Origin of the sequence: Streptomyces sp. NPDC018964 (assembly GCF_044390325.1) — a bacterium.
GTDB lineage: Bacteria > Actinomycetota > Actinomycetes > Streptomycetales > Streptomycetaceae > Streptomyces.
The window spans coordinates 312,275-331,676 of record NZ_JBIRYZ010000006.1 but is presented as its reverse complement, the minus strand read 5'-3'; the positions used below and the strand labels follow the sequence as shown (position 1 = coordinate 331,676).

The following is a 19,402-nucleotide window of genomic DNA, read 5'->3' as shown; positions in this document are numbered from 1 at the left end:
AGGCAGCGGTGAGCGAGGAGACGGCTATGAGGGAGCAGACGGACGTGAGCGAGGCGGCGGCGGCCGCCCCCGCCGGCCCGGACGGCCTCCCGCGCTGCCCCTGGGCCCTGTCCGCCCCGGACTACACGACGTACCACGACGAGGAGTGGGGCCGCCCGGTCCACGGCGACGACGCCCTCTTCGAGCGCCTCAGCCTGGAGGCGTTCCAGTCCGGACTGTCCTGGATCACCATCCTGCGGCGCCGCCCCGGCTTCCGCGCCGCCTTCGCCGGCTTCGAGATCGCCGCGGTCGCGGAGTTCACCGACACCGACCGCGAACGGCTGCTGGCCGACACGGGCATCATCCGCAACCGCGCCAAGATCGACGCGACCCTCGCCAACGCCCGCGAACTGGCCGGATGGGCGCCCGGCGACCTGGACGCCCTGATCTGGTCCCACGCCCCCGACCCGGACGGCCGGCCGGCTCCGAAGACCCTCGCCGACGTCCCCGCGGTGACCCCGGAATCGACGGCCCTGTCCAAGGCACTGAAGAAGCGCGGCCTGCGCTTCGTCGGCCCGACCACGGCGTACGCCCTGATGCAGGCCTGCGGCCTGGTCGACGACCACCTGGAGACGTGCGTGGCAAGAAAAAGCCCGTCCGGCGATTGAGGACGAGGCCCTTCGGGCCGACACGGGGGTCCGGGGGCGGAGCCCCTGGTAAAGGCCCGCCCCATATAGGGGCGAGGGTTCACCGCCCCAGATACTTCGGCTTCTCCTTGTTCACGAACGCCCGCACCGCGATCGCGTGGTCCTCCGAGGAGCCCGCCCGGGTCTGGAGCTCGTCCTCCTTCTCCAGGGCCTCCTCCAGCGAGTGGCTCAGCCCGTACGCCACGGACTCCTTCAGCGCCGCGTACGCCACCGTCGGACCCTCGGCCAGCGCCCGCGCCACCTTCTCCGCCTCCGCGCGCAGCTCCGCCGCCGGGACCAGCCGGTTGGCGATGCCCAGCTCGTACGCCTCCTGCGCGGAGACGCTGCGCGGGAAGAGCAGCAGGTCGGTGGCGCGCCCGGGGCCGACCACGCGCGGCAGCGTCCAGGAGATCCCGGAGTCCGCGCTCAGCGCGACCCCGGCGAACGAGGTGTTGAACGCCGCGGTGTCCGCGACGATCCGGTAGTCCGCGGCCAGCGCGAAGCCGAACCCGGCGCCCGCCGCGACCCCGTTCACCGCCGCGACCACCGGCTTCGCCGCCCCGGCGATCGCCTTCACGATCGGGTTGTAGTGCTCGCGCACCGTGCTCATCGTCCGCCCCGACCCGGTCTCCCGGTCCTCGAGCAGCAGCCCGATGTGCTCCTTGAGGTCCTGCCCGACGCAGAACGCCCGGTCCCCGGCCGCGGTCAGCAGCACGGCCCGTACGGCGTCGTCGTCCGCGGCGGACCGGACCGCGTCCCGGAGGGCGGCCTTCGCCTCGACGTTGAGCGCGTTCATCGCCTCCGGACGGTTGAGCGTGATCGTCGCGAGCCCGTCACTCACCTCGTAGAGCACGGTGTCGGCCATGGTGTGTCCCTCCGTGTGGCGGCTCGGCGCGTACCGGCCGGTACGGCCCCGTCTGCAGGACAGCATGACGGAGATCACCGACCGCGGCGCACGGCCGGCGTGTGACCTGCGTCAAACGATTCCCGTCGGTTTCCGATCGATCGAGGTGTGTGCGGCGGCGCAGTATCGCAGTCACATCGCCGAATTGAGTGGTTTTGCTCGCGCGCGTTGCCCAAGCGATGCCGACCGATGTTGGTCATCGGGTCCCGCCATGCGGGATAATGGCCTGGAAGCAATGTGTTCGATGCCGGTGGCGTGTGTCCTGCTTCAAGGACCGCAGGTGCCCTTCAGTGGGCCGTCGGCTCAGACGGTTTAGCTGGGTTTCAGGAAGGGGAACGAGCATGGCGGCCATGAAGCCGCGGACGGGCGACGGCCCGCTCGAGGTGACCAAGGAGGGGCGGGGCATCGTCATGCGCGTTCCGCTCGAAGGCGGCGGTCGGCTCGTCGTCGAGCTGACCCCGGACGAGGCCGACGCGCTCGGCGACGCCCTCAAGAAGGTCGTCGGCTGACGCGCAAGCGACCATACCCTTTCAGCCGCCCCGGCGCCGCACGCGGTGCCGGGGCGGCTGTTTCGCGTACGGGTGGAGTACGGGTGGAAGGGAGCGGACCGCGTCCGCCGGTCACCGTCTGACGACGCAGAGGAGCCCGTCCCCCACCGGCAGCAGCGACGACACCAGTTCCGTGCTCTCGCGCACGGTCCGCACCAGCTCCCGCAGCCGCAGCACCTCCGTGGGCTGCGGCCCGGAGTCCACCGTGCGTCCGTTCGCGAAGACCCCTTCGAAGGCGACCAGGCCTCCCGGGCGCAGCAGACGCAACGATTCGGCGAGGTAGTCCTGGTACTCCTGCCGGTCGCCGTCGCAGAAGACCAGGTCGTAACCGGCGTCCGCGAGACGGGGCAGGACGTCCAGCGCGCGGCCGGGGATGAACCGGGCCCGGTTCCCGGCGAAACCGGCGTCGCGGAAGGCCTGCCGGGCGGACTGCTGGTGCTCCGGCTCCTGGTCGACCGTGGTCAGCACCCCGTCCGGCCGCATCCCGTGCAGCAGGTGGATCCCGGAGACCCCGCAGCCGGTGCCGATCTCCGCGACCGCCTTGGCGTCCACGCTGGCGGCGAGCAACCGCAGTGCCGCGCCCGTGCCGGGCGACACCGAGCGCAGCCCTGCGACACGGGCCCGGTCCCGGGCCCAGTGCAGCGCCTCGTCCTCGGCGACATAGGCGTCGGCGAACGCCCAGCTCGTCTGCCGGTTGGCGGTAATGACCCTCTCCCGTCCCCGTGGATGCCTGGGCGTGACTGTATCCGTTGGTGTCGGGAACCCGCAGATGGGACCGGTCGTTTAAAGGGACGAGCAAGTGGCGTGTGCCGTGACGGGGGGCAGGCAGTGGACGAGGACGCCGAGCAAGTGCTGACGCAGCCGTATGAGCCGTGGCAGCCCAGATCAAATTCTCGTAAAACCGCTTATCCGGAGCTAACGGGCGAGGTGGCTATGGTAGGGGCTCCACTGGACACCACCAGAGCCGACAGGGGAGGTGCGGCTGCGCCTGTGGATCGCGGAGGAGTGCTGCGGCGCTTCCTCGGATCGGCGGGCAGGCCGAAATCCGTGAACGACACCGCTGCTGACCACGACCGCGCCGGCGACCCGGCCCAGACCGCGACTTTCTCCACCGACGCGGACGGGCAGGCGTGGACTCCGCCCACCTGGGAGGAGATCGTCAGCATGCACAGCGGCCGGGTCTACCGGCTCGCCTACCGCCTCACCGGCAACCAGCACGACGCCGAGGACCTCACCCAGGAGGTCTTCGTCCGCGTCTTCCGCTCCCTGTCGACGTACACGCCGGGCACCTTCGAGGGCTGGCTGCACCGCATCACCACCAACCTCTTCCTGGACATGGTCCGCCGCAAGCAGCGCATCCGCTTCGACGCGCTGGGCGAGGACGCGGCCGAGCGGCTGCCCAGCAAGGAGCCCACGCCGCAGCAGGTGTTCAACGACGCCCACTTCGACGCGGACGTCCAGCAGGCCCTCGACACCCTCGCCCCCGAGTTCCGCGCCGCCGTCGTCCTGTGCGACATCGAAGGCCTGTCGTACGAGGAGATCGCGGCCACCCTGGGCGTCAAGCTCGGCACCGTCCGGTCCCGGATCCACCGCGGCCGTTCCCAGCTGCGCAAGGCCCTCGCGCACCGCTCGCCCAAGGCGCGCGCGGAGCGCCGCTCCTTCGTGCCGCGTGTTCCCGCACTGGGAGGAGGGGGCGCGAGCGCGTGAGCGGTTCACAGCCGAAGTCCTCCGAGGGGCACCTCGCGGAGCAGCACCTGGGAGACCGACTCTCCGCCCTGGTGGACGGGGAGCTCGGTCATGACGCGCGCGAGCGCGTACTGGCACACGTCGCCACCTGCGCGAAGTGCAAGGCGGAGGTGGACGCGCAGCGCCGTCTGAAGAACGTGTTCGCCCAGGCGGCGCCCCCGCCGCCCTCCGAGAGCTTCCTGGCCCGCCTCCAAGGGCTGCCGGCCGGGGGCGACCTCGGGGACGGCGGCTCGCCGCTGGGCGGCGGAAGACTGCCGGGCGGTACGCCGGGGCGGTTCGGCGGGGGCTCCGGGGTCTTCGGGACCAGACGGAGCGAGCGCTTCGAGTTCGCCTATGCGCCCGTCCGGCGGCACGAGCCGGCGCTGCCGGACGTCGCGGGCGGCCGGGGCCTCGCCCTCCATGACGTCAGCCGCCACGAGACCGACCGGACGTCCTCCCGCGGGCTGCGGTTCGCGTTCGTCGCGGCCGGGGCGGTGTCGCTGGCCGCGATCGCACTCGGCGGGGTCACCACGAGCACGCCCGCCGACACGGAGGCGCGCGGCGCGGGCAAGGGCAGCAACGTCACGCCGATGCGCACGCAGGGCACGGGCGTGGCGGTGCCCGAGTCCCAGCGGCGTCGCGGCGTGGGACCGCTGCTGGGCCAGCCGACGGGCCGGAGCGCGGCCGCGGAGACCCCGGCCGCCCCGACCGCGGTCTCCGCGCCGCTGCTGCCCGGGATCCCGGCGCCGACGCAGCGCCACCCCGTGTCGGGCACACCGATGACGGGGGGTGCGACGCTGCTGTCCCCGCTGATACGACCGCTCACCTCGACCCCGCCGCTCACCCTGACCACGTGGGCCGCCCCCACCGGGCTCAAGGACCCCGGCCTCGTCACCGCCGGCACGACACCGGCCCCCACGCCGACGTCCCGCTGAGTCGTCCAGTGCGCAGGGGCGCGCGAACCTGATTGAATCCAGGGGGCGCGCCCAGGCCCTGCCGGGTGCCGAGCCAGTAGTTTCGCGGCCGCCGCCGTCGCGCGGTGCCGTGTCCAGCCGTGGGGAGAGCATGAACGAGGGGAAGCCGGGCCCACCGGGGGAGGAGCCGACCACGCGTCCCGAGGGACACGACGGCGACTTCGAACTGGCCAGCCCGGACAGCGGGCCGGCCGCCACGGGCGACGACCACCGGGGCGACTACGAACTGGACCGCCCCCTACGGCCCGACGGCCCCGAGACCCCACCCGCCGAGCCCGCCCCCGGCGCCCCCACGTCCGGCCCCGGAGCCGCGGATCCCACGGCATCCGGTGCCCCCGCCGACGAGCCCACCGGGTCCGTGTCCCCGGCTGTTCAGGCCCCCGCCGCGTCCGGCACCTCTGCCGGGTCCGTTCCCCCGGCCGCCTCGGCGCCCACGCTCTCCGACCCGCCGCCGGTGGCTTTCGAGCCCTCCGTCCCCGAGCAGCAGAGGCCCCTGCACGACCCCGACCCGTACAGCACCCCGCCGTACGGTGAACCGGGCCCCTGGGCACCCGCCCCGCCCGTACAGCACCCGGCGGCGACACCCGCACACGGCATGACGCCTGCGGCCCCTCCCACGCCCCCGGACACGACACCCCCCACCGCACCCGCGCAGCACGGCGCATCCCCGGTGTCCTCCCCGGGCCCGGACACGGGACCGCACGGCGCACCTGTCCCGCCGGGCGTGCCCGCGCAGCACGGCGTATCCCCGGTGTCTTCCCCGGGTCCGGGCACGGGACCGCACGGCGCACCCGTTCCTTCGGGCGTGCCCGCGCAGCATGGCGCACCCGTGCCTCCAGATGCACCCGCGCAGCACGGCGCATCCCCGGTGTCCTCCTCGGGCCCGGGCACGGGACCGCACGGCACACCCGTGCCCCCGGGCGTGCCCGCGCCGCACGGCGCACCCGCCCTCGCGGACGCCGGGCCGCACGGGGCTCCCGCGGCGCCCGCCGTCCCCGCGCAAGCGCAGCCGGACACCCAGGTGCTCCCGCCCCGGGACACCCCGGCCGCCGACCCCTGGGGCCGTTACGACCCCTGGGCGGCGGCTGCCGCCACCGCGCCGTTGCAGCAGACCGGGCACGTCGTGGCCGACCGGAAGCAGCGGCGCGGCCGGGTGCTCGTCGGCGCCGCGGTGCTGCTCGCGCTCGTGTCCGGCGGCATCGGCGGGATCGTCGGCACGTATCTGGAGCGCAACGGCGGCATGGGCACCGTGGAGCTTCCGCAGGCCGGCAAGGAGGCGTCGGGACGCGCCCCCGGCAGCGTCGCCGGAATCGCCGCACAGGCGCTGCCCAGCGTCGTCACGCTGCACGTCAGCGGCGCCGACGAGGCCGGCACCGGCACCGGCTTCGTGCTCGACGGGCGCGGCCACATCCTCACCAACGACCACGTCGTCGAACCCGCCGGGGACGACGGCGAGATCACCGTCACCTTCCACAGCGGTGACACCGCCGAAGCCACCGTCGTGGGCCGGGACAGCGGCTACGACCTCGCCGTCGTGAAGGTGAAGGGCGTCAGCGGACTCACCCCCCTGCCGCTCGGCAACTCCGACAACGTGCGGGTCGGCGACCCCGTCGTCGCCATCGGCGCCCCCTTCGACCTGGCCGGCACCGTCACCTCCGGCATCATCAGCGCTCGCGAGCGGCCCATCACCGCCGGCGGCGAGAAGGGCGACGGCAGCGACGTGTCGTACGTCGACGCCCTGCAGACCGACGCGCCGATCAACCCCGGCAACTCCGGTGGCCCCCTGCTCGACGCCAAGGCCCGGGTGATCGGCATCAACTCGGCCATCCGCTCCGCCGACGGCGGAACCGACCCCGACGCCGGCCGGTCCGGCTCCATAGGACTCGGCTTCGCCATCCCCATCAACCAGGGCAAGCGCGTCGCCGAGGAACTGATCAACACGGGGAAGGCCAGCCACCCGGTGATCGGCATCACCCTCGACATGCAGTACGGCGGCGACGGCGCCCGCGTCGCGGAGAAGGGCGGCGACGGCGGACCCCCGGTCAGCGTCGGCGGCCCCGGCGCCAAGGCCGGGATCGAGGCTGGTGACGTCATCACGGAGGTCGACGGCCGACGCGTCCACTCCGGTGAGGAACTCATCGTCAAGACCCGCGCCCACCGCCCCGGCGACCGCCTCGAACTCACCCTGGAGCGGGACGGCGACGAGCGGACGGTCACCCTGACGCTCGGCTCCTCGGAGGGCGACTGAGGCGGATGAGCCCCGGGACGGTACCGGACGCACGGGGTGGCCGGGTACCGTGGACCCGGCCCGGACCACGGAAGACCGCAGGCCGCCCCGAGGACCGAGGACCGAAGGCATCGCGAGGAGCTTCAGGTGTTCAATGACATAGGACCGCTCGAGCTGGTGACGCTCATCATCCTCGCCGTGCTCGTCTTCGGTCCGGACAAGCTCCCCAAGGTCATCCAGGACGTGACGCGCACGATCCGGAAGATCCGGGACTTCTCGGAGAACGCCAAGCAGGACATCCGGCAGGAGCTCGGCCCGGAGTTCAAGGACTTCGAGTTCGAGGACCTCAACCCCAAGACGTTCATCCGTAAGCAGCTGGACAACGACGACCTGGGGCTCAAGGAGATCCGTAACGGCTTCGACCTGAAGAAGGAGATGGCTGAGGTCACGGACGCCGTCCACGGCCGCGACACCGACCCCTCCCCCACCCCTACCTCCGGCTCGGCCGACGGCCGCGTGAACATGACGAAGAAGCCCGGGACACCGGCGGCCGACGACCGCCCGCCCTTCGACATGGACGCCACCTGAGCCGGGCGCGGGGGAGCGCGCGCTCCCGCGTACGTGACGCGTTTCATACTCCACCCGGGCCGCGCACGGCCTGATCAGGGCGTCCGTGCGGCCCACGCGCCGGGCGGTTTTCCAGCCTGTGGCGTCAAGGTGGCTATGCTGCCGAGTTGTTGTGCGGAACGGACGAGTACGCCCGAAGGGGGGCGGGCCGCCCGGTCCGACGAGAGCTGAGGAGGCGTCCGGGCACATGGAGACGACGAGTCGGGCAGTCGCGCAGGCGGCGGCCGAGGAGGACGGACGGCACGTCCCCTCCGTCCGGCGTACGGTCGACGACTACCTGCGTGCGCCCTTCCCCTGGTACGGCCTCGACGAGGCCTTCACGGGACCGCGCTGGCTGATGCAGGTCGGACTGGCGGCCGACGGAGCCGTCGCGCACGGATCGGTCGGGCACGGCGACGAGCCCTCGGTGCGCAGCGAGTACACGGCCGGGAGCGACCAGGAGACCAAGGAGAGGTTCGCGGTCGTGGTGACCGTGGCCGCCAACCCGGTGCGCCGCAGCGCCGACGGCACCGGTCTGCTGGAGGCCACCTCGGTCTCCTCCGCCGCCTGGCTCGCCGGGGTGGGGCTGCTGTCCTTCACCTGGCCCGGCCAGATGGACCACTCCCTGCGCGACGACTGGCTGGAGCAGCAGACGGAGACGGCCTGGGTCCTCGCGGACGACCTGGAGGGCGAGGACTGGTCGACGCTGTCCCTGCCCGTGGACGGGGTGCCGACGCCCTTCCACTACCGGGAGTCCGAGTTCGGCTGGGTGCTCGCGGGTTCCACGCGGGAGGGCGTGCACGTGGGCGCGTACGGCAGGGGCATGAGCGCGTACGGCCTCGGCTTCGCCGTGGTCAAGAACATCACCGCGTACGACGCCTGAGCAGGCACGCGGAGCCGCCTGAGCGGACACGCGAGCCCGCCTGAGCGAGTGACCGGAAGGGCGCCGTCCACACCGGACGGCGCCCTTCCGCGTGGGAACCCTCAGAACTTGTTGCGCGGGGTGATCCCCAGGGACATGCCCGACAGGCCCCGCTGCCGCCCGCCCAGCTTGCCGGCGATCGAGCGGAGCGCCGAGCCCGCCGGGGAGTCGGGGTCGGACAGCACCACGGGCTTGCCCTCGTCGCCGCCCTCGCGCAGCCGGACGTCGATCGGGATGGCGCCGAGCACCGGCACGGTCGCACCGGTCGTCCGGGTCAGGCCGTCGGCGACCGTCTGGCCGCCACCCGTGCCGAAGACGTCGACCATCTCGCCGCAGTGCGGGCAGGGCAGCCCGGACATGTTCTCGACCACGCCGACGATCTTCTGGTGCGTCTGCACGGCGATGGACCCCGCCCGCTCGGCCACCTCGGCCGCCGCCTGCTGGGGCGTGGTGACGACGAGGATCTCCGCGTTCGGCACCAGCTGGGCCACGGAGATCGCGATGTCACCGGTGCCGGGCGGCAGGTCGAGCAGCAGCACGTCGAGGTCGCCCCAGTACACGTCCGCCAGGAACTGCTGGAGCGCGCGGTGCAGCATCGGGCCGCGCCACACCACGGGCGCGTTGCCCGGGGTGAACATGCCGATGGAGATGACCTTCACGCCGTGCGCCGACGGCGGCATGATCATGTTCTCGACCTGGGTGGGACGCCCGTCCGCGCCCAGCATGCGCGGCACCGAGTGGCCGTAGATGTCGGCGTCCACGACACCGACCTTCAGGCCGTCGGCCGCCATCGACGCCGCCAGGTTCACCGTCACCGACGACTTGCCGACGCCGCCCTTGCCGGACGCGACCGCGTAGACCCGGGTCAGGCTGCCCGGCTTGGCGAAGGGCACCTCGCGCTCGGTCTGGCCGCCGCGCAGGGCACTGGCCAGCTCCTTGCGCTGCTCGTCGCTCATGACGTCCAGCGTCACGTCGACCCGGGTGACGCCCTCCACCCGGGAGACCGCGTCCGTCACGCGCTGCGTGATGGTGTCCCGCATGGGGCAGCCGGAGACCGTCAGGTACACGGTGACCGCGACCGCGCCGTCCGCACCGATCTCCACCGATTTGACCATGCCGAGTTCGGTGATGGGCCGGTTGATCTCGGGGTCGTTCACCGTCGCCAGTGCCTCGCGCACCGCGTCTTCCGTAGCCATAGGGACGATGGTACGGCGCCGGGCGCACCCGCCGGTAAGGACGTCAGTGGTCGTCTGCGTCACGTCCCGGCGGGTGTTCCGCCCGCATCACCGGGAAGGTCCCCTGATGTTCCTTGTGCCCGTTCTGCTGCCCCTCCAGCTCCTTGACCATGTCCTGGAGCTCCGAGCGGATCCAGTCCCGGGTGGCCACCTCCCCGAGCCCGATCCGCAGGGCGGCGATCTCCCGGGTGAGGTACTCGGTGTCCGCGATCGACCGCTCGTTCTGCTTGCGGTCCTGCTCCAGGTTGACCCGGTCCCGGTCGTCCTGCCTGTTCTGCGCGAGCAGGATCAGCGGGGCGGCGTAGGAGGCCTGGAGGGACAGCATCAGGGTCAGGAAGATGAACGGGTACTCGTCGAAGCGCAGTTCCTTCGGCGCGGACACGTTCCACACCACCCACAGGACGATGACGAACGTCATCCAGACGATGAACCGCCCGGTGCCCAGGAACCGCGCGACGCTCTCCGAGAGCCGTCCGAAGGCCTCCGGGTCCCACTCGGGCAGGAAGCGGCGCCTGGGAGGGCGCGGCTGGTCCAGACGGGGCGTGCGCGGCCGCCCGGCGGCCGTGGCGCCCACCGGCACGCGCTCGCGCACGCCGTCGCGCTCAGGAGCCATCGGTCACCACCCCCTCGTCCTCGCTCTCGTCCTCGTCGAGGTGGAACTCCGTCTCCCGCCAGTCCTCGGGCAGCATGTGGTCCAGTACGTCGTCCACCGTCACCGCGCCCAGCAGCGACCCCGTCTCATCGACCACGGGCGCCGCCACCATGTCGTACGTGGCGAAGAACCCGGCGACCACGGGCAGCGCCGCGTCCGGGTCCAGGGGCTGGAGGTCGTCGTCCAGGATCGAGCCGACCAGCGTGTACGGGGGGTCGCGCAGCAGGCGCTGGAAGTGGACCGTGCCCAGGTACTTGCCGGTGGGCGTCTCCTCCGGCGGACGGCAGACGTAGACCTGCGCGGCGTGCGCGGGGGAGAGGTCCGGCTCGCGGATCCGGGCGAGGGCGTCCGCGACGGTCGCGTCGGGCCGCAGCACGATCGGCTCGGTCGTCATCAGACCGCCCGCCGTGTGCTCCTCGTACGACATCAGGCGCCGCATGTCGGCGGCGTCGCCGGGCTGCATCAGGCTCAGCAGCCGCTCCTTGTCCGCCTCGGGCAGCTCGCCGAGCAGGTCGGCCGCGTCGTCGGGGTCCATGGCCTCCAGGACGTCGGCGGCGCGTTCCTCCTTCAGCTTGCCGAGGATCTCGATCTGGTCGTCCTCGGGCAGCTCCTCCAGTACGTCGGCGAGCCGGTCGTCGTCGAGGGCGGCGGCCACCTCCGCGCGCCGCTTGGGGGAGAGGTGGTGCAGGACGTTGGCGAGGTCGGCGGGGCGGAGCTGTTCGAAGGTGGCGAGCAGGTTCTCGGCGCCCTGCCCCTGCTCCTCCAGGGAGAACCCGGTGACCGCGGACCACTCGACGGTCAGCGCCTCGCCCTTGCCGCGCCGGAACGCGCCGCCCTTCTTCCCCTTGCGCACGAACACCCGGTCGATCTCCCACTCGCGGCGGGCCGACAGCTGATGCACCGACAGGTCGAGGACGGTGACCTCCTCCCCGCTCTCCACGAGCGTCACCCGCCGGTCGAGCAGCTCACCGAAGACGAGCCGCTCGGTGGGCCGTTGCTCGAAGCGCCGCACGTTGAGCACCCCGGTCGTGATGACCTGGCCGGACTGCACGGCGGTCACCCGGTTCATGGGCAGGAAGATGCGGCGGCGGGTGGAGAGTTCGACCACCAGGCCGAGCAGGCGCGGCGGACGCCGGCCGGGACGCAGGACGACGACCAGATCGCGCACGCGCCCCACCTGGTCGCCGGCCGGATCGAAGACGGCGACGCCGGAGACGTGCGAGACGAAGAACCGGGGGGCGCCCCCTGCCATGGCCGCCACTCCTTTCCGTGCGGGGTCTTTCGTTGCCGTGTACTGCCTGCCGCGTCTGTCATCCGCATTGCCCGCTCGGGTGGGCTTCAGGCTAGCCCGTACCGATCATCCGTGCGCCGGTGGCCGGGTCCGGACGGACTGGCTCCGCCCCGTCCACCCGGCCCCGGTACTCTGCGGTACGCCGTTCAGGTCCCCCGTCAGAGAGGCAGCCCACCTGTGATTCCGATCTACCGGGGCCGTTCCCGCAGGGCCGTGCTGGTCGGCGCCGTGTGTGCGCTGCTCGTGACGGGGACCGCGCTCACGGGATGCTCCGAGGATCCGAACGAGGGCACCAACGGTGTCGGCAGACTGCCCGCCGACCAGATCCGGAGCAGGGCCCAGAAGGCCGCCGAGTCGGTCGGTGCCGTACGGCTGCACGGCACCGTGGTCACCAGCGGACACACGTACACGCTGGACATGCGGCTGAAGGAGCAGGGCGGCATCGGCTCGGTCACCACCGAGGGGGAGACGTTTCGCCTGCTGCGGGTCGACGACGAGCTGTATCTGAAGGCCGGTGCCGAGTTCTGGGGGCAGGAGGACGGTGAGGGGGACGGTGCGGCGGCCGACAAGCTCGCCGAGAAGTACGTGAAGGTGCCGCAGGGCGATCCGTCGTACAAGAAGTTCATCGGCTTCACGGACAAGAATGTCCTCCTCGGTGGTCTGCTGACCCTGCACGGCAAGCTGGCCACGGACGGCCACCACGAGCAGTCGGGCGTCCGCACCATCCGCGTCACCGGGGACGAAGGCTCCGGCGGCACCCTGGACGTCTCGCTGGAGGGCAAGCCGTACCCGGTGCGCCTGGTGCGGGCCGGGAAGGCGGGGACCCTCAGGTTCTCGTCCTGGGGCACCGACTTCGAGCTGAAGGAACCGGCCGAGGGCGAGACCCTCGACTACGGCAAGCAGCTCCCGACGTCCTGAGGGGCGTCGTCCGGATCGGGCCGGCTCCGGACGACGGCGCCCTGCGCCCGTGCCGAGCCGGGCGGGGACGACGGGGTGCCCCTCTGGAGGGAGCGTCTCCCCGGCCGGATCCGCACGGCGTCCCTAGGCCCGCCGCTTCCTCTTCTTGAGTAGCAGCCGGGGCAGTCCTGCCGGGACGGGCCGCCGGGTCGTCACCGGTGTCGGCAGCGGGGCCTCGGCCAGGGAGCCGTCGGGGAGCGGGGCCGTCGCCCCGGTCGGCTCCAGGCGCAGGACCCGGCACTCGCGGGCCCAGCGCCCGGTCATCGCCTCGCCGTCGGGCGCGTTGAGCCGCTTGCCCTTGAGCTCGGCGACCGCCGCCGCCCACTCCTCGGAACCGGACGGCAGCTCGACGACCGTCGCCGTCCAGGAGACCAGCCGGCCGCCCTTGTCCTTGCTGCGGACCGTCACCTCGGCGGACACGCCGTCGGCCAGCCCCGGCAGCGGCTGCTCCCCGGGACCGTCGCCGACCACGCAGGCGGCACCCTCGTGCCACACGTGCCACAGCGCGCGGGCCGCGGTGCCGGGCACCTCGACCCAGACGAGGCCGGACTTCTTCGTGGCCTCCTCGATGAGGGCCCGGTCGAGCAGCGCACCTGTCATGGGCCCAGCCTATCCGGGTGCCCTCACAGCCAGCCGTTGCGCTTCAGCGTCCGGTGGATGCCCAGGCAGAGGACGACCGTGACCCCCAGGACCAGCGGGTAGCCGTACTTCCACCGCAGCTCGGGCATGTGGTCGAAGTTCATCCCGTACACCCCGCACACCATCGTCGGTACGGCGATGATCGCGGCCCACGAGGTGATCTTCCGCATGTCCTCGTTCTGCGCCACGGAGGCCTGGGCGAGGTTGGCCTGGAGGATGGAGTTCAGCAGTTCGTCGAAGCCGATGACCTGTTCCTGCACCCGGGCCAGGTGGTCGGCCACGTCGCGGAAGTACTTCTGGATGTCCGGGTCGACCAGCCGCATCGGCCGCTCGCTCAGCAGCTGCATCGGCCGCAGCAGCGGCGACACGGCCCGCTTGAACTCCAGGACCTCGCGCTTGAGCTGGTAGATCCGTCCGGCGTCGGTACCGCGCGGGGAGCCCTTGCGGCCGGGCGAGAAGACCTCCGTCTCGACCTCGTCGATGTCGTCCTGCACCGCGTCGGCCACCGCGATGTAGCCGTCCACCACGTGGTCGGCGATGGCGTGCAGCACGGCCGAGGGGCCTTTGGCCAGCAGTTCGGGGTCGTCCTGGAGGCGGTGCCGCAGGGCCCGCAGGGAGCCCTGCCCGCCGTGCCGGACGGTGATGAGGAAGTCCCGGCCGGTGAAGCACATCACCTCACCGGTCTCGACGACCTCGCTGCTGGCGGAGAGTTCGTCGTGGTCGACGTAGTGGACGGTCTTGAAGACCGTGAACAGCGAGTCGTCGTAGCGCTCCAGCTTGGGCCGCTGATGGGCCTGGACGGCGTCCTCCACGGCCAGCGGGTGCAGCCCGAACTCCCGGGCGATCCCGGCGAATTCGGCCTCGCTCGGCTCGTGCAGGCCGATCCACACGAAGCCTCCGTCGCGGCGCACCAGCCGCATCGCCTCGTGCGGGGTGAGCGGGCCGCCCTCGGTCACCAGGCGGCGGCCGTCGCGGTAGACGGCGCAGTCGACGACGGCGGTGGTCGTCGCGGGGTCACGGGTGGCGTCGTACGGGCCGCTCTCCTTGCGCAGCGAGACACGGGAGGAGGGACGGACCACGGCGCGCAGGTCGCGGATCATCGACATGGCGGGCTCCTTCGCATACATGCAACGAAAGGCGCCGGGACGACGGGTGGAACAACCCGGAATGAGGACGTCCTGAACTGCGGATGTTTGGCACGTCCACAAAGCGGGGAGCACCGCACCGTCGCGGTGGCGAGCTTCGTCGCTGATACAGCTACTGGGGCAGATCAGACAGAACGAAATGCTCTTCCGATGAAGACGCGCGGACGAAAGGCGGGAGCCAGACAGGAGCAGTTGCGTCAGAGGGCGGAAGAGCGGGTGCTACTGCACGGTCGACTTCGGTCCATGCCAGCCCCACCTCCTCCGGCCGGTCCCCCGTGAGGGACGATCCACAATCCCCTTGGGGATTCCCCCTGGAACGGGGGGCATCACACAGGCGTTCGGGACGATCGGACGCTTCTGCGTGCTGCCCGAACCACCGGCCAAGCGTATCAGCCGACTGCCGTGTCAAGGCTCTGCTTTGCCCGGTACTGACGAGTTCTATGCTCGCCGCATGGCTGATGTTCTTCCTCTGGTCGAGGCCCGGTTGCGCACGACGCTGGGCGAACCGGACGCCCGGGCGGCGGTCACCTTCCTGGGCACGGACCGCATCGAGGTGCTGCGCTTCCACGAGGGCGACATCGTGCGCTACGCCACGCTCGGCATGTCCGCGCAGCCCATGACCGACCCCACGGCGGTGATCGCGGACCCGGTCAGGGGGCCGCGCGTCGAGCTGGTGCTGTCCGTCCGCGGGGGCGTCGCGGACACCGACAAGGTGCTCCGTCCGCTCGCCGTGCTGGCCGCGTCCCCGCAGGTCGAGGGCGTGGTCGTGGCCCCCGGTGCCTCGCTGGACGTGGGTGAACCGCTGTGGCCCGGCGCCCCGTTCACCTCGGTGCTGGTCGCCGAGCCGGGCGGCCTGGTGGAGGACCTGGAGCTCGACGAGCCCCTGGACCCCGTACGGTTCCTGCCGCTGCTGCCGATGACCCCGAACGAGGCGGCCTGGAAGCGGGTGCACGGTGCCCAGGCCCTTCAGGAGCGCTGGCTGGACCAGTGCACGGACCTGCGGGATCCGTCCCGGAAGTCCGTCCCGTTGGCCTGACGCCGGCGGCCCGGACCCATCGTCTGACGGCCGGTCCGCGATGCGGCCATTGGAGCGAACGGTCACCCGCGAGGGTCCGTTCGTTCCGGGGGAGACGTGCGCCGGCCGGGTGATCGTCCTTGACGTGGCGCGGCAGGGGTAGGACCGTGGGGCCCTATGAGGGGCGAACCCAGTTGCCCGAAGTGCGGTGGCCGGGTCAGGGCTCCCGGCCTTTTCTCGGATGCCTGGCAGTGCGACGTGCACGGCACCGTGCACCCGCTGCAGCCGGTGATACCACCGAGCGTCGAGGCTCTCGAAGTCGTCGTGCACCGCACGAAGGTGCCGGTGTGGATGCCCTGGCCGTTGCCGGTGGGCTGGCTGTTCACGGGCGTGGCCAGCGCGGGCGACGACCGCGGCGGGGGCCGGGCGACCGCCGTCGCGTGCACCGGGCCGGGACCGCTCGGCGGCATGGGAGAGCTCATCCTGGTCGCCGAGGAGCTCGGCGTGGGCCTCGGCGCGCGGTACGCGGGCGTCGACGGCCCGGACCCGGGGCCGTACATGAACATCGAGAAGCCACCCCAGGCCAAGGTGCTGGCGGCCGGCCGCCCGACCCCGCTCTGGCACGTCGCCAAAACGCCGGACGACCGTGCCGTCTTCGCGGGCGAGGCGCTCGGGATGTGGCTGTGGGCGGTGGTGTGGCCGGAGCAGTCCGGGATGCTGATGTACGACGAGCTGGTCCTCGCCGACCTGCGGGACGTGGGGGCCGAGGTGGAGCTGGTGCCCTGCGGCGCGCTGTCACCGCGCCTGCTGGAGGCGTAGGCGCCGCACAGCGGGCAGGTAGGGGGCGCACAGCGGGTTCGGGTGTGACAGGGGACGTGTGAGATCCGGTTATCCTGGAGCGTCCCCGTCCGCCCGTCCCGCTTGGAGTCATGCGTCGTGCGTATCGATCTGCACACCCACTCCACCGCGTCCGACGGTACGGACACGCCGGCCGAGCTGGTCCGCAAGGCGGCCGCCGCCGGTCTCGACGTCGTCGCGCTGACCGACCACGACACCACCCGCGGGTACGCCGAGGCGCTCTCCGCGCTCCCGCCGGGACTCACGCTGGTCCCCGGAGCGGAACTCTCCTGCCGGCTCGACGGCATCAGCATGCACATGCTGGCCTACCTCTTCGACCCCGAGGAGCCCGCACTGCTCGCCGAGCGCGAGCTGGTCCGGGACGACCGGGTGCCGCGGGCCCAGGGCATGATCGCCAAGCTGAACGCGCTGGGGGTGCCGGTCACCTGGGAACAGGTGGCGCGGATCGCCGGCGACGGCTCGGTGGGCCGCCCCCACGTGGCCAGCGCGCTCGTCGAGCTGGGCGTCGTACCCACGGTGAACGACGCGTTCACCCGGGAGTGGCTGGCCGACGGCGGCCGGGCCCACATGGAGAAGCACGAGACCGACCCCTTCGAGGCCCTGCGGCTGGTCAAGGGCGCGGGCGGAGTCGCCGTCTTCGCGCACCCCGCCGCGAGCAAGCGGGGCAGGACCGTGCCGGAGTCCGCGATCGCCGAGCTGGCCGCGGCCGGCCTCGACGGCATCGAGGTCGACCACATGGACCACGACCCGCAGACCCGGGCGCGGCTGCGCGGCCTCGCGAAGGAACTGGGGCTCCTGGTGACCGGTTCCAGCGACTACCACGGCAGCCGCAAGACCTGCGTCCTCGGCGAGTTCATGACGGACCCCGAGGTGTACGGCGAGATCACGCGACGGGCGACCGGGGCGTTCCCGGTGCCGGGGACCGGCGGAGCCTGAGGCTTCCCCCTCCACCTCCCGCGCCTTCCTCCTTCCCCGGCGCCTTTCCTCCCGCGCCTTTCTCCATCCGCTCCTCGGCTTCGGCTTTCTCCGTCCGTTTCCCAGCAAGGCTGTCATGCTCGACGTCGCCGTCTTCGGCTCCCTCTTCCTGACCCTTTTCGTCATCATGGATCCCCCTGGGATCACCCCGATCTTCCTCGCCCTGACCGCGGGCCGGCCGGCCAAGATGCAGAAGCGGATGGCCTTCCAGGCCGTCTGCGTGGCCGGTGGTGTGATCACCGTGTTCGGACTGCTCGGCCACCAGATCCTCGACTACCTGCACGTGTCGGTGCCCGCGCTGATGATCGCGGGCGGACTGCTGCTCCTGCTGATCGCGCTGGACCTGCTCACCGGCAAGACCGACGAGCCCAAGCAGACCAAGGACGTCAACGTCGCGCTGGTCCCGCTGGGCATGCCGCTGCTGGCGGGGCCGGGTGCGATCGTGTCGGTCATCCTCGCCGTGCAGAAGGCCGACGGCGTCACCGGGCAGGTCTCGGTGTGGTCGGCGATCCTCGCCATCCACGTCGTGCTGTGGCTGGTGATGCGGTACTCGCTGCTGATCATCCGGGTCATCAAGGACGGCGGCGTGGTGCTGGTGACGCGCCTGGCCGGCATGATGCTCTCCGCGATCGCCGTGCAGCAGATCATCAACGGCGTCACCCAGGTGATCCGGGGCGGCTGACCCGGCGCCGGACGCCCCGGAGCCCCCGTACCGATGACGGTGCGGGGGCTCCGGGCTGTACGTGCGCGAGGACCGGCCCGTGTGGCCGCTCCTCCGCGTGTCGCGCGTTATGAGGCCGGGGTGTCGGCCGGGCGGATCCACAGGCGCTGTCCGATGGCGGCGGCCTGCTGAACGATGCGGTTGACGGAGGCGGCGTCCACGACGGTGGTGTCCACGGGCGTGCCGTCGACGTCGTCGAGTCGCATGATCTCGAAGCGCATGGGGCTTCTCCCTTCGTCTGGTCATCCTCCTGGAGGAGAACTACTCGGTGGGTGGTCCACGGGCCGCTCGGCCCCTGTTCCATGACGGGTTCAACGGCCTGTGTGGTGCAAACATTCCCTACGCTAAGGAAATTTTTCGATCAGCTAAATACTGACCGGTAAGGGTTTCGAAGGAGACCGACCGGGACCGGTTGTGTTCGTAGCGTGACCACCGGGACAATGGAGGTGATGAACGAAGACCTCGCGGCGCTGCACGCCCGTATCGACCGCACCAACGAGCTGCTCCAGCGCATGCTCGCCGAGGTGGCGAAGACGCCCTCGACGCACGCGATCTTCGTCGACGCGGGCTACCTGTACGCCGCCGCGGGACGGCTCGTGGCCGGCACGGAGGACCGCCGGGCCTTCGACCTCGACGCCGAGGGACTCATCGACGCGCTCATCGACCGCGCACGCACCGTCTTCGCGGACAGCAGGCTGCTGCGGGTCTACTGGTACGACGGGGCCAGGCGCCGCATCCACACCGCCGAGCAGCAGTCCATCGCCGAACTCCCGGACGTCAAGGTCCGCCTCGGCAACCTCAACGCCAACAACCAGCAGAAGGGCGTCGACTCACTGATCCGCAGCGACCTGGAGTCGCTGGCCCGGCACCGCGCCATCAGCGACGCGGCCCTGCTCGGCGGCGACGAGGACCTCGTCTCGGCGGTCGAGGCGGCCCAGGGGTACGGCGCCCGGGTCCACCTCTGGGGCATCGAGGCGCCCGAGGGCCGCAACCAGGCCGAGCCGCTGCTCTGGGAGGTCGACAGCCAGCGCACGCTCGACCTGGACTTCTTCAAGCCGTACGTCTCCCGGCGCACGGCACAGGCGTACGAGCCCGCGACGGGCCGACCCGCCCGCGAGGACGTCCGGTTCGTCGGCGCGCAGATCGCCGCGAAGTGGCTGGCCGCCCGGGGCCGGGACACGCTGGTGGAACTGCTCCCCGGCCACCCCTACCTGCCCGGATCCGTCGACCAGGACCTGCTGGTGGAGGCGGAGGGACTGCTGCAGTACTCCCTGCGCGGCCAGGCGGACCTGCGGCGCGTCCTGCGCGACGGTTTCTGGGACCACTTGCAGGCGCAGTACTGA

General features: G+C 72.0%; 21 protein-coding genes. 13 read left to right on the top strand and 8 right to left on the bottom strand.

What is annotated here, in order from left to right:
* Positions 1-26 precede the first annotated feature (26 nt).
* Complete coding sequence (locus tag ACH5AO_RS13250; RefSeq protein WP_398924340.1) at positions 27-647, top strand: DNA-3-methyladenine glycosylase I; 621 nt, start codon at positions 27-29, stop codon at positions 645-647.
* A gap of 79 nt (positions 648-726) precedes the next feature.
* Here the strand turns inward: ACH5AO_RS13250 and ACH5AO_RS13245 are convergent, their stop codons facing one another.
* Entirely contained in the window at positions 727-1,530 is an 804-nt protein-coding gene (locus ACH5AO_RS13245; protein ID WP_398924339.1) for an enoyl-CoA hydratase/isomerase family protein, read from the bottom strand.
* Between the two features lie 380 nt (positions 1,531-1,910).
* On the opposite strand from ACH5AO_RS13245, the gene ACH5AO_RS13240 reads away from it, so the two are divergent.
* On the top strand, positions 1,911-2,078 hold the full coding sequence (locus ACH5AO_RS13240; RefSeq protein WP_003966491.1) for a DUF3117 domain-containing protein: 168 nt from the start codon (positions 1,911-1,913) through the stop codon (positions 2,076-2,078).
* Between the two features lie 111 nt (positions 2,079-2,189).
* Here ACH5AO_RS13240 and ACH5AO_RS13235 read toward each other — a convergent pair whose 3' ends face one another.
* Positions 2,190-2,888, bottom strand: coding sequence for an O-methyltransferase (locus ACH5AO_RS13235; RefSeq protein WP_398924416.1), 699 nt, complete (start codon positions 2,886-2,888; stop codon positions 2,190-2,192).
* 276 nt (positions 2,889-3,164) lie between these two features.
* Here ACH5AO_RS13235 and sigE point away from each other — a divergent pair, with 276 nt between their 5' ends.
* The 5 genes from sigE (at position 3,165) to ACH5AO_RS13210 (ending at position 8,532) form a co-directional block, all read left to right on the top strand.
* The gene (gene sigE, locus ACH5AO_RS13230; protein ID WP_217129483.1) at positions 3,165-3,824 is read left to right on the top strand and encodes an RNA polymerase sigma factor SigE; all 660 of its coding nucleotides are present in this window, start codon (positions 3,165-3,167) and stop codon (positions 3,822-3,824) included.
* Positions 3,821-4,777 carry an anti-sigma factor family protein gene (locus tag ACH5AO_RS13225; RefSeq protein ID WP_398924338.1) on the top strand — a complete coding sequence of 319 codons (957 nt, stop codon included), beginning with the start codon at positions 3,821-3,823 and terminating at the stop codon, positions 4,775-4,777. The genes sigE and ACH5AO_RS13225 overlap by 4 nt, the downstream gene beginning before the upstream one ends.
* 130 nt (positions 4,778-4,907) lie before the next feature.
* Complete coding sequence (locus tag ACH5AO_RS13220) at positions 4,908-7,064, top strand: trypsin-like peptidase domain-containing protein (protein ID WP_398924337.1); 2,157 nt, start codon at positions 4,908-4,910, stop codon at positions 7,062-7,064.
* Positions 7,065-7,190: 126 nt separating this feature from the next.
* Positions 7,191-7,631 (top strand): sec-independent translocase, encoded by a 441-nt coding sequence (locus ACH5AO_RS13215; protein WP_398924336.1) that lies wholly within the window; start codon positions 7,191-7,193, stop codon positions 7,629-7,631.
* A gap of 226 nt (positions 7,632-7,857) precedes the next feature.
* Positions 7,858-8,532 (top strand): hypothetical protein, encoded by a 675-nt coding sequence (locus ACH5AO_RS13210; protein ID WP_398924335.1) that lies wholly within the window; start codon positions 7,858-7,860, stop codon positions 8,530-8,532.
* A 101-nt stretch (positions 8,533-8,633) separates the two neighbouring features.
* On the opposite strand, the gene ACH5AO_RS13205 is transcribed toward ACH5AO_RS13210, so the two are convergent.
* From ACH5AO_RS13205 to ACH5AO_RS13195, 3 genes are read right to left on the bottom strand one after another with little or no spacing between them, the layout of a single operon-like run.
* Positions 8,634-9,767: an Mrp/NBP35 family ATP-binding protein gene (locus ACH5AO_RS13205; protein ID WP_398924334.1), complete on the bottom strand. Its 1,134-nt coding sequence runs from the start codon at positions 9,765-9,767 to the stop codon at positions 8,634-8,636.
* A gap of 43 nt (positions 9,768-9,810) precedes the next feature.
* The gene (locus ACH5AO_RS13200) at positions 9,811-10,419 is read right to left on the bottom strand and encodes a DUF1003 domain-containing protein (protein WP_398924333.1); all 609 of its coding nucleotides are present in this window, start codon (positions 10,417-10,419) and stop codon (positions 9,811-9,813) included.
* Positions 10,409-11,710, bottom strand: a complete 1,302-nt coding sequence (locus ACH5AO_RS13195; protein ID WP_398924332.1) for a magnesium transporter MgtE N-terminal domain-containing protein — start codon at positions 11,708-11,710, stop codon at positions 10,409-10,411. Before ACH5AO_RS13195 ends, ACH5AO_RS13200 begins: the two co-directional genes overlap by 11 nt.
* A 216-nt stretch (positions 11,711-11,926) precedes the next feature.
* Between ACH5AO_RS13195 and ACH5AO_RS13190 the strand changes: the two genes are divergently transcribed.
* Positions 11,927-12,667 carry a hypothetical protein gene (locus ACH5AO_RS13190; protein ID WP_398924331.1) on the top strand — a complete coding sequence of 247 codons (741 nt, stop codon included), beginning with the start codon at positions 11,927-11,929 and terminating at the stop codon, positions 12,665-12,667.
* Between the two features lie 123 nt (positions 12,668-12,790).
* On the opposite strand, the gene ACH5AO_RS13185 is transcribed toward ACH5AO_RS13190, so the two are convergent.
* Together ACH5AO_RS13185 and ACH5AO_RS13180 are read right to left on the bottom strand one after the other, a co-directional pair.
* Positions 12,791-13,306, bottom strand: coding sequence for a hypothetical protein (locus tag ACH5AO_RS13185; protein ID WP_398924330.1), 516 nt, complete (start codon positions 13,304-13,306; stop codon positions 12,791-12,793).
* A gap of 23 nt (positions 13,307-13,329) precedes the next feature.
* Positions 13,330-14,451 carry a magnesium and cobalt transport protein CorA gene (locus ACH5AO_RS13180; protein WP_398924329.1) on the bottom strand — a complete coding sequence of 374 codons (1,122 nt, stop codon included), beginning with the start codon at positions 14,449-14,451 and terminating at the stop codon, positions 13,330-13,332.
* Positions 14,452-14,941: 490 nt separating this feature from the next.
* Between ACH5AO_RS13180 and ACH5AO_RS13175 the strand changes: the two genes are divergently transcribed.
* From ACH5AO_RS13175 to ACH5AO_RS13160, 4 genes are all read left to right on the top strand, one after another.
* On the top strand, positions 14,942-15,526 hold the full coding sequence (locus ACH5AO_RS13175; protein WP_398924328.1) for a suppressor of fused domain protein: 585 nt from the start codon (positions 14,942-14,944) through the stop codon (positions 15,524-15,526).
* 156 nt (positions 15,527-15,682) lie between these two features.
* A complete protein-coding gene (locus ACH5AO_RS13170; RefSeq protein ID WP_398924327.1) occupies positions 15,683-16,324 on the top strand; it encodes a DUF6758 family protein in 642 nt (213 codons plus the stop codon).
* A gap of 117 nt (positions 16,325-16,441) precedes the next feature.
* Complete coding sequence (locus tag ACH5AO_RS13165; RefSeq protein WP_398924326.1) at positions 16,442-17,299, top strand: PHP domain-containing protein; 858 nt, start codon at positions 16,442-16,444, stop codon at positions 17,297-17,299.
* A 115-nt stretch (positions 17,300-17,414) separates the two neighbouring features.
* On the top strand, positions 17,415-18,020 hold the full coding sequence (locus tag ACH5AO_RS13160; RefSeq protein WP_361750538.1) for a MarC family protein: 606 nt from the start codon (positions 17,415-17,417) through the stop codon (positions 18,018-18,020).
* Positions 18,021-18,127: 107 nt separating this feature from the next.
* Here ACH5AO_RS13160 and ACH5AO_RS13155 read toward each other — a convergent pair whose 3' ends face one another.
* Positions 18,128-18,280 carry a hypothetical protein gene (locus ACH5AO_RS13155; protein ID WP_106979586.1) on the bottom strand — a complete coding sequence of 51 codons (153 nt, stop codon included), beginning with the start codon at positions 18,278-18,280 and terminating at the stop codon, positions 18,128-18,130.
* A 219-nt stretch (positions 18,281-18,499) separates the two neighbouring features.
* Here ACH5AO_RS13155 and ACH5AO_RS13150 point away from each other — a divergent pair, with 219 nt between their 5' ends.
* Positions 18,500-19,402, top strand: coding sequence for an NYN domain-containing protein (locus ACH5AO_RS13150; protein ID WP_398924415.1), 903 nt, complete (start codon positions 18,500-18,502; stop codon positions 19,400-19,402).

Bases quoted from the DNA above. Each gene is read 5' to 3' on its own strand.
- ACH5AO_RS13205 (WP_398924334.1), bottom strand. From the start codon at position 9,767: ATGGCTACGGAAGACGCGGTGCGCGAGGCACTGGCGACGGTGAACGAC.
- ACH5AO_RS13150 (WP_398924415.1), top strand. From the start codon at position 18,500: ATGGAGGTGATGAACGAAGACCTCGCGGCGCTGCACGCCCGTATCGAC.
- ACH5AO_RS13210 (WP_398924335.1), top strand. From the start codon at position 7,858: ATGGAGACGACGAGTCGGGCAGTCGCGCAGGCGGCGGCCGAGGAGGAC.
- ACH5AO_RS13250 (WP_398924340.1), top strand. From the start codon at position 27: ATGAGGGAGCAGACGGACGTGAGCGAGGCGGCGGCGGCCGCCCCCGCC.
- ACH5AO_RS13160 (WP_361750538.1), top strand. From the start codon at position 17,415: ATGCTCGACGTCGCCGTCTTCGGCTCCCTCTTCCTGACCCTTTTCGTC.
- ACH5AO_RS13155 (WP_106979586.1), bottom strand. From the start codon at position 18,280: ATGCGCTTCGAGATCATGCGACTCGACGACGTCGACGGCACGCCCGTG.
- ACH5AO_RS13245 (WP_398924339.1), bottom strand. From the start codon at position 1,530: ATGGCCGACACCGTGCTCTACGAGGTGAGTGACGGGCTCGCGACGATC.
- ACH5AO_RS13180 (WP_398924329.1), bottom strand. From the start codon at position 14,451: ATGTCGATGATCCGCGACCTGCGCGCCGTGGTCCGTCCCTCCTCCCGT.
- ACH5AO_RS13220 (WP_398924337.1), top strand. From the start codon at position 4,908: ATGAACGAGGGGAAGCCGGGCCCACCGGGGGAGGAGCCGACCACGCGT.
- ACH5AO_RS13195 (WP_398924332.1), bottom strand. From the start codon at position 11,710: ATGGCAGGGGGCGCCCCCCGGTTCTTCGTCTCGCACGTCTCCGGCGTC.
- ACH5AO_RS13170 (WP_398924327.1), top strand. From the start codon at position 15,683: ATGAGGGGCGAACCCAGTTGCCCGAAGTGCGGTGGCCGGGTCAGGGCT.
- ACH5AO_RS13240 (WP_003966491.1), top strand. From the start codon at position 1,911: ATGGCGGCCATGAAGCCGCGGACGGGCGACGGCCCGCTCGAGGTGACC.
- ACH5AO_RS13200 (WP_398924333.1), bottom strand. From the start codon at position 10,419: ATGGCTCCTGAGCGCGACGGCGTGCGCGAGCGCGTGCCGGTGGGCGCC.
- ACH5AO_RS13175 (WP_398924328.1), top strand. From the start codon at position 14,942: ATGGCTGATGTTCTTCCTCTGGTCGAGGCCCGGTTGCGCACGACGCTG.
- ACH5AO_RS13185 (WP_398924330.1), bottom strand. From the start codon at position 13,306: ATGACAGGTGCGCTGCTCGACCGGGCCCTCATCGAGGAGGCCACGAAG.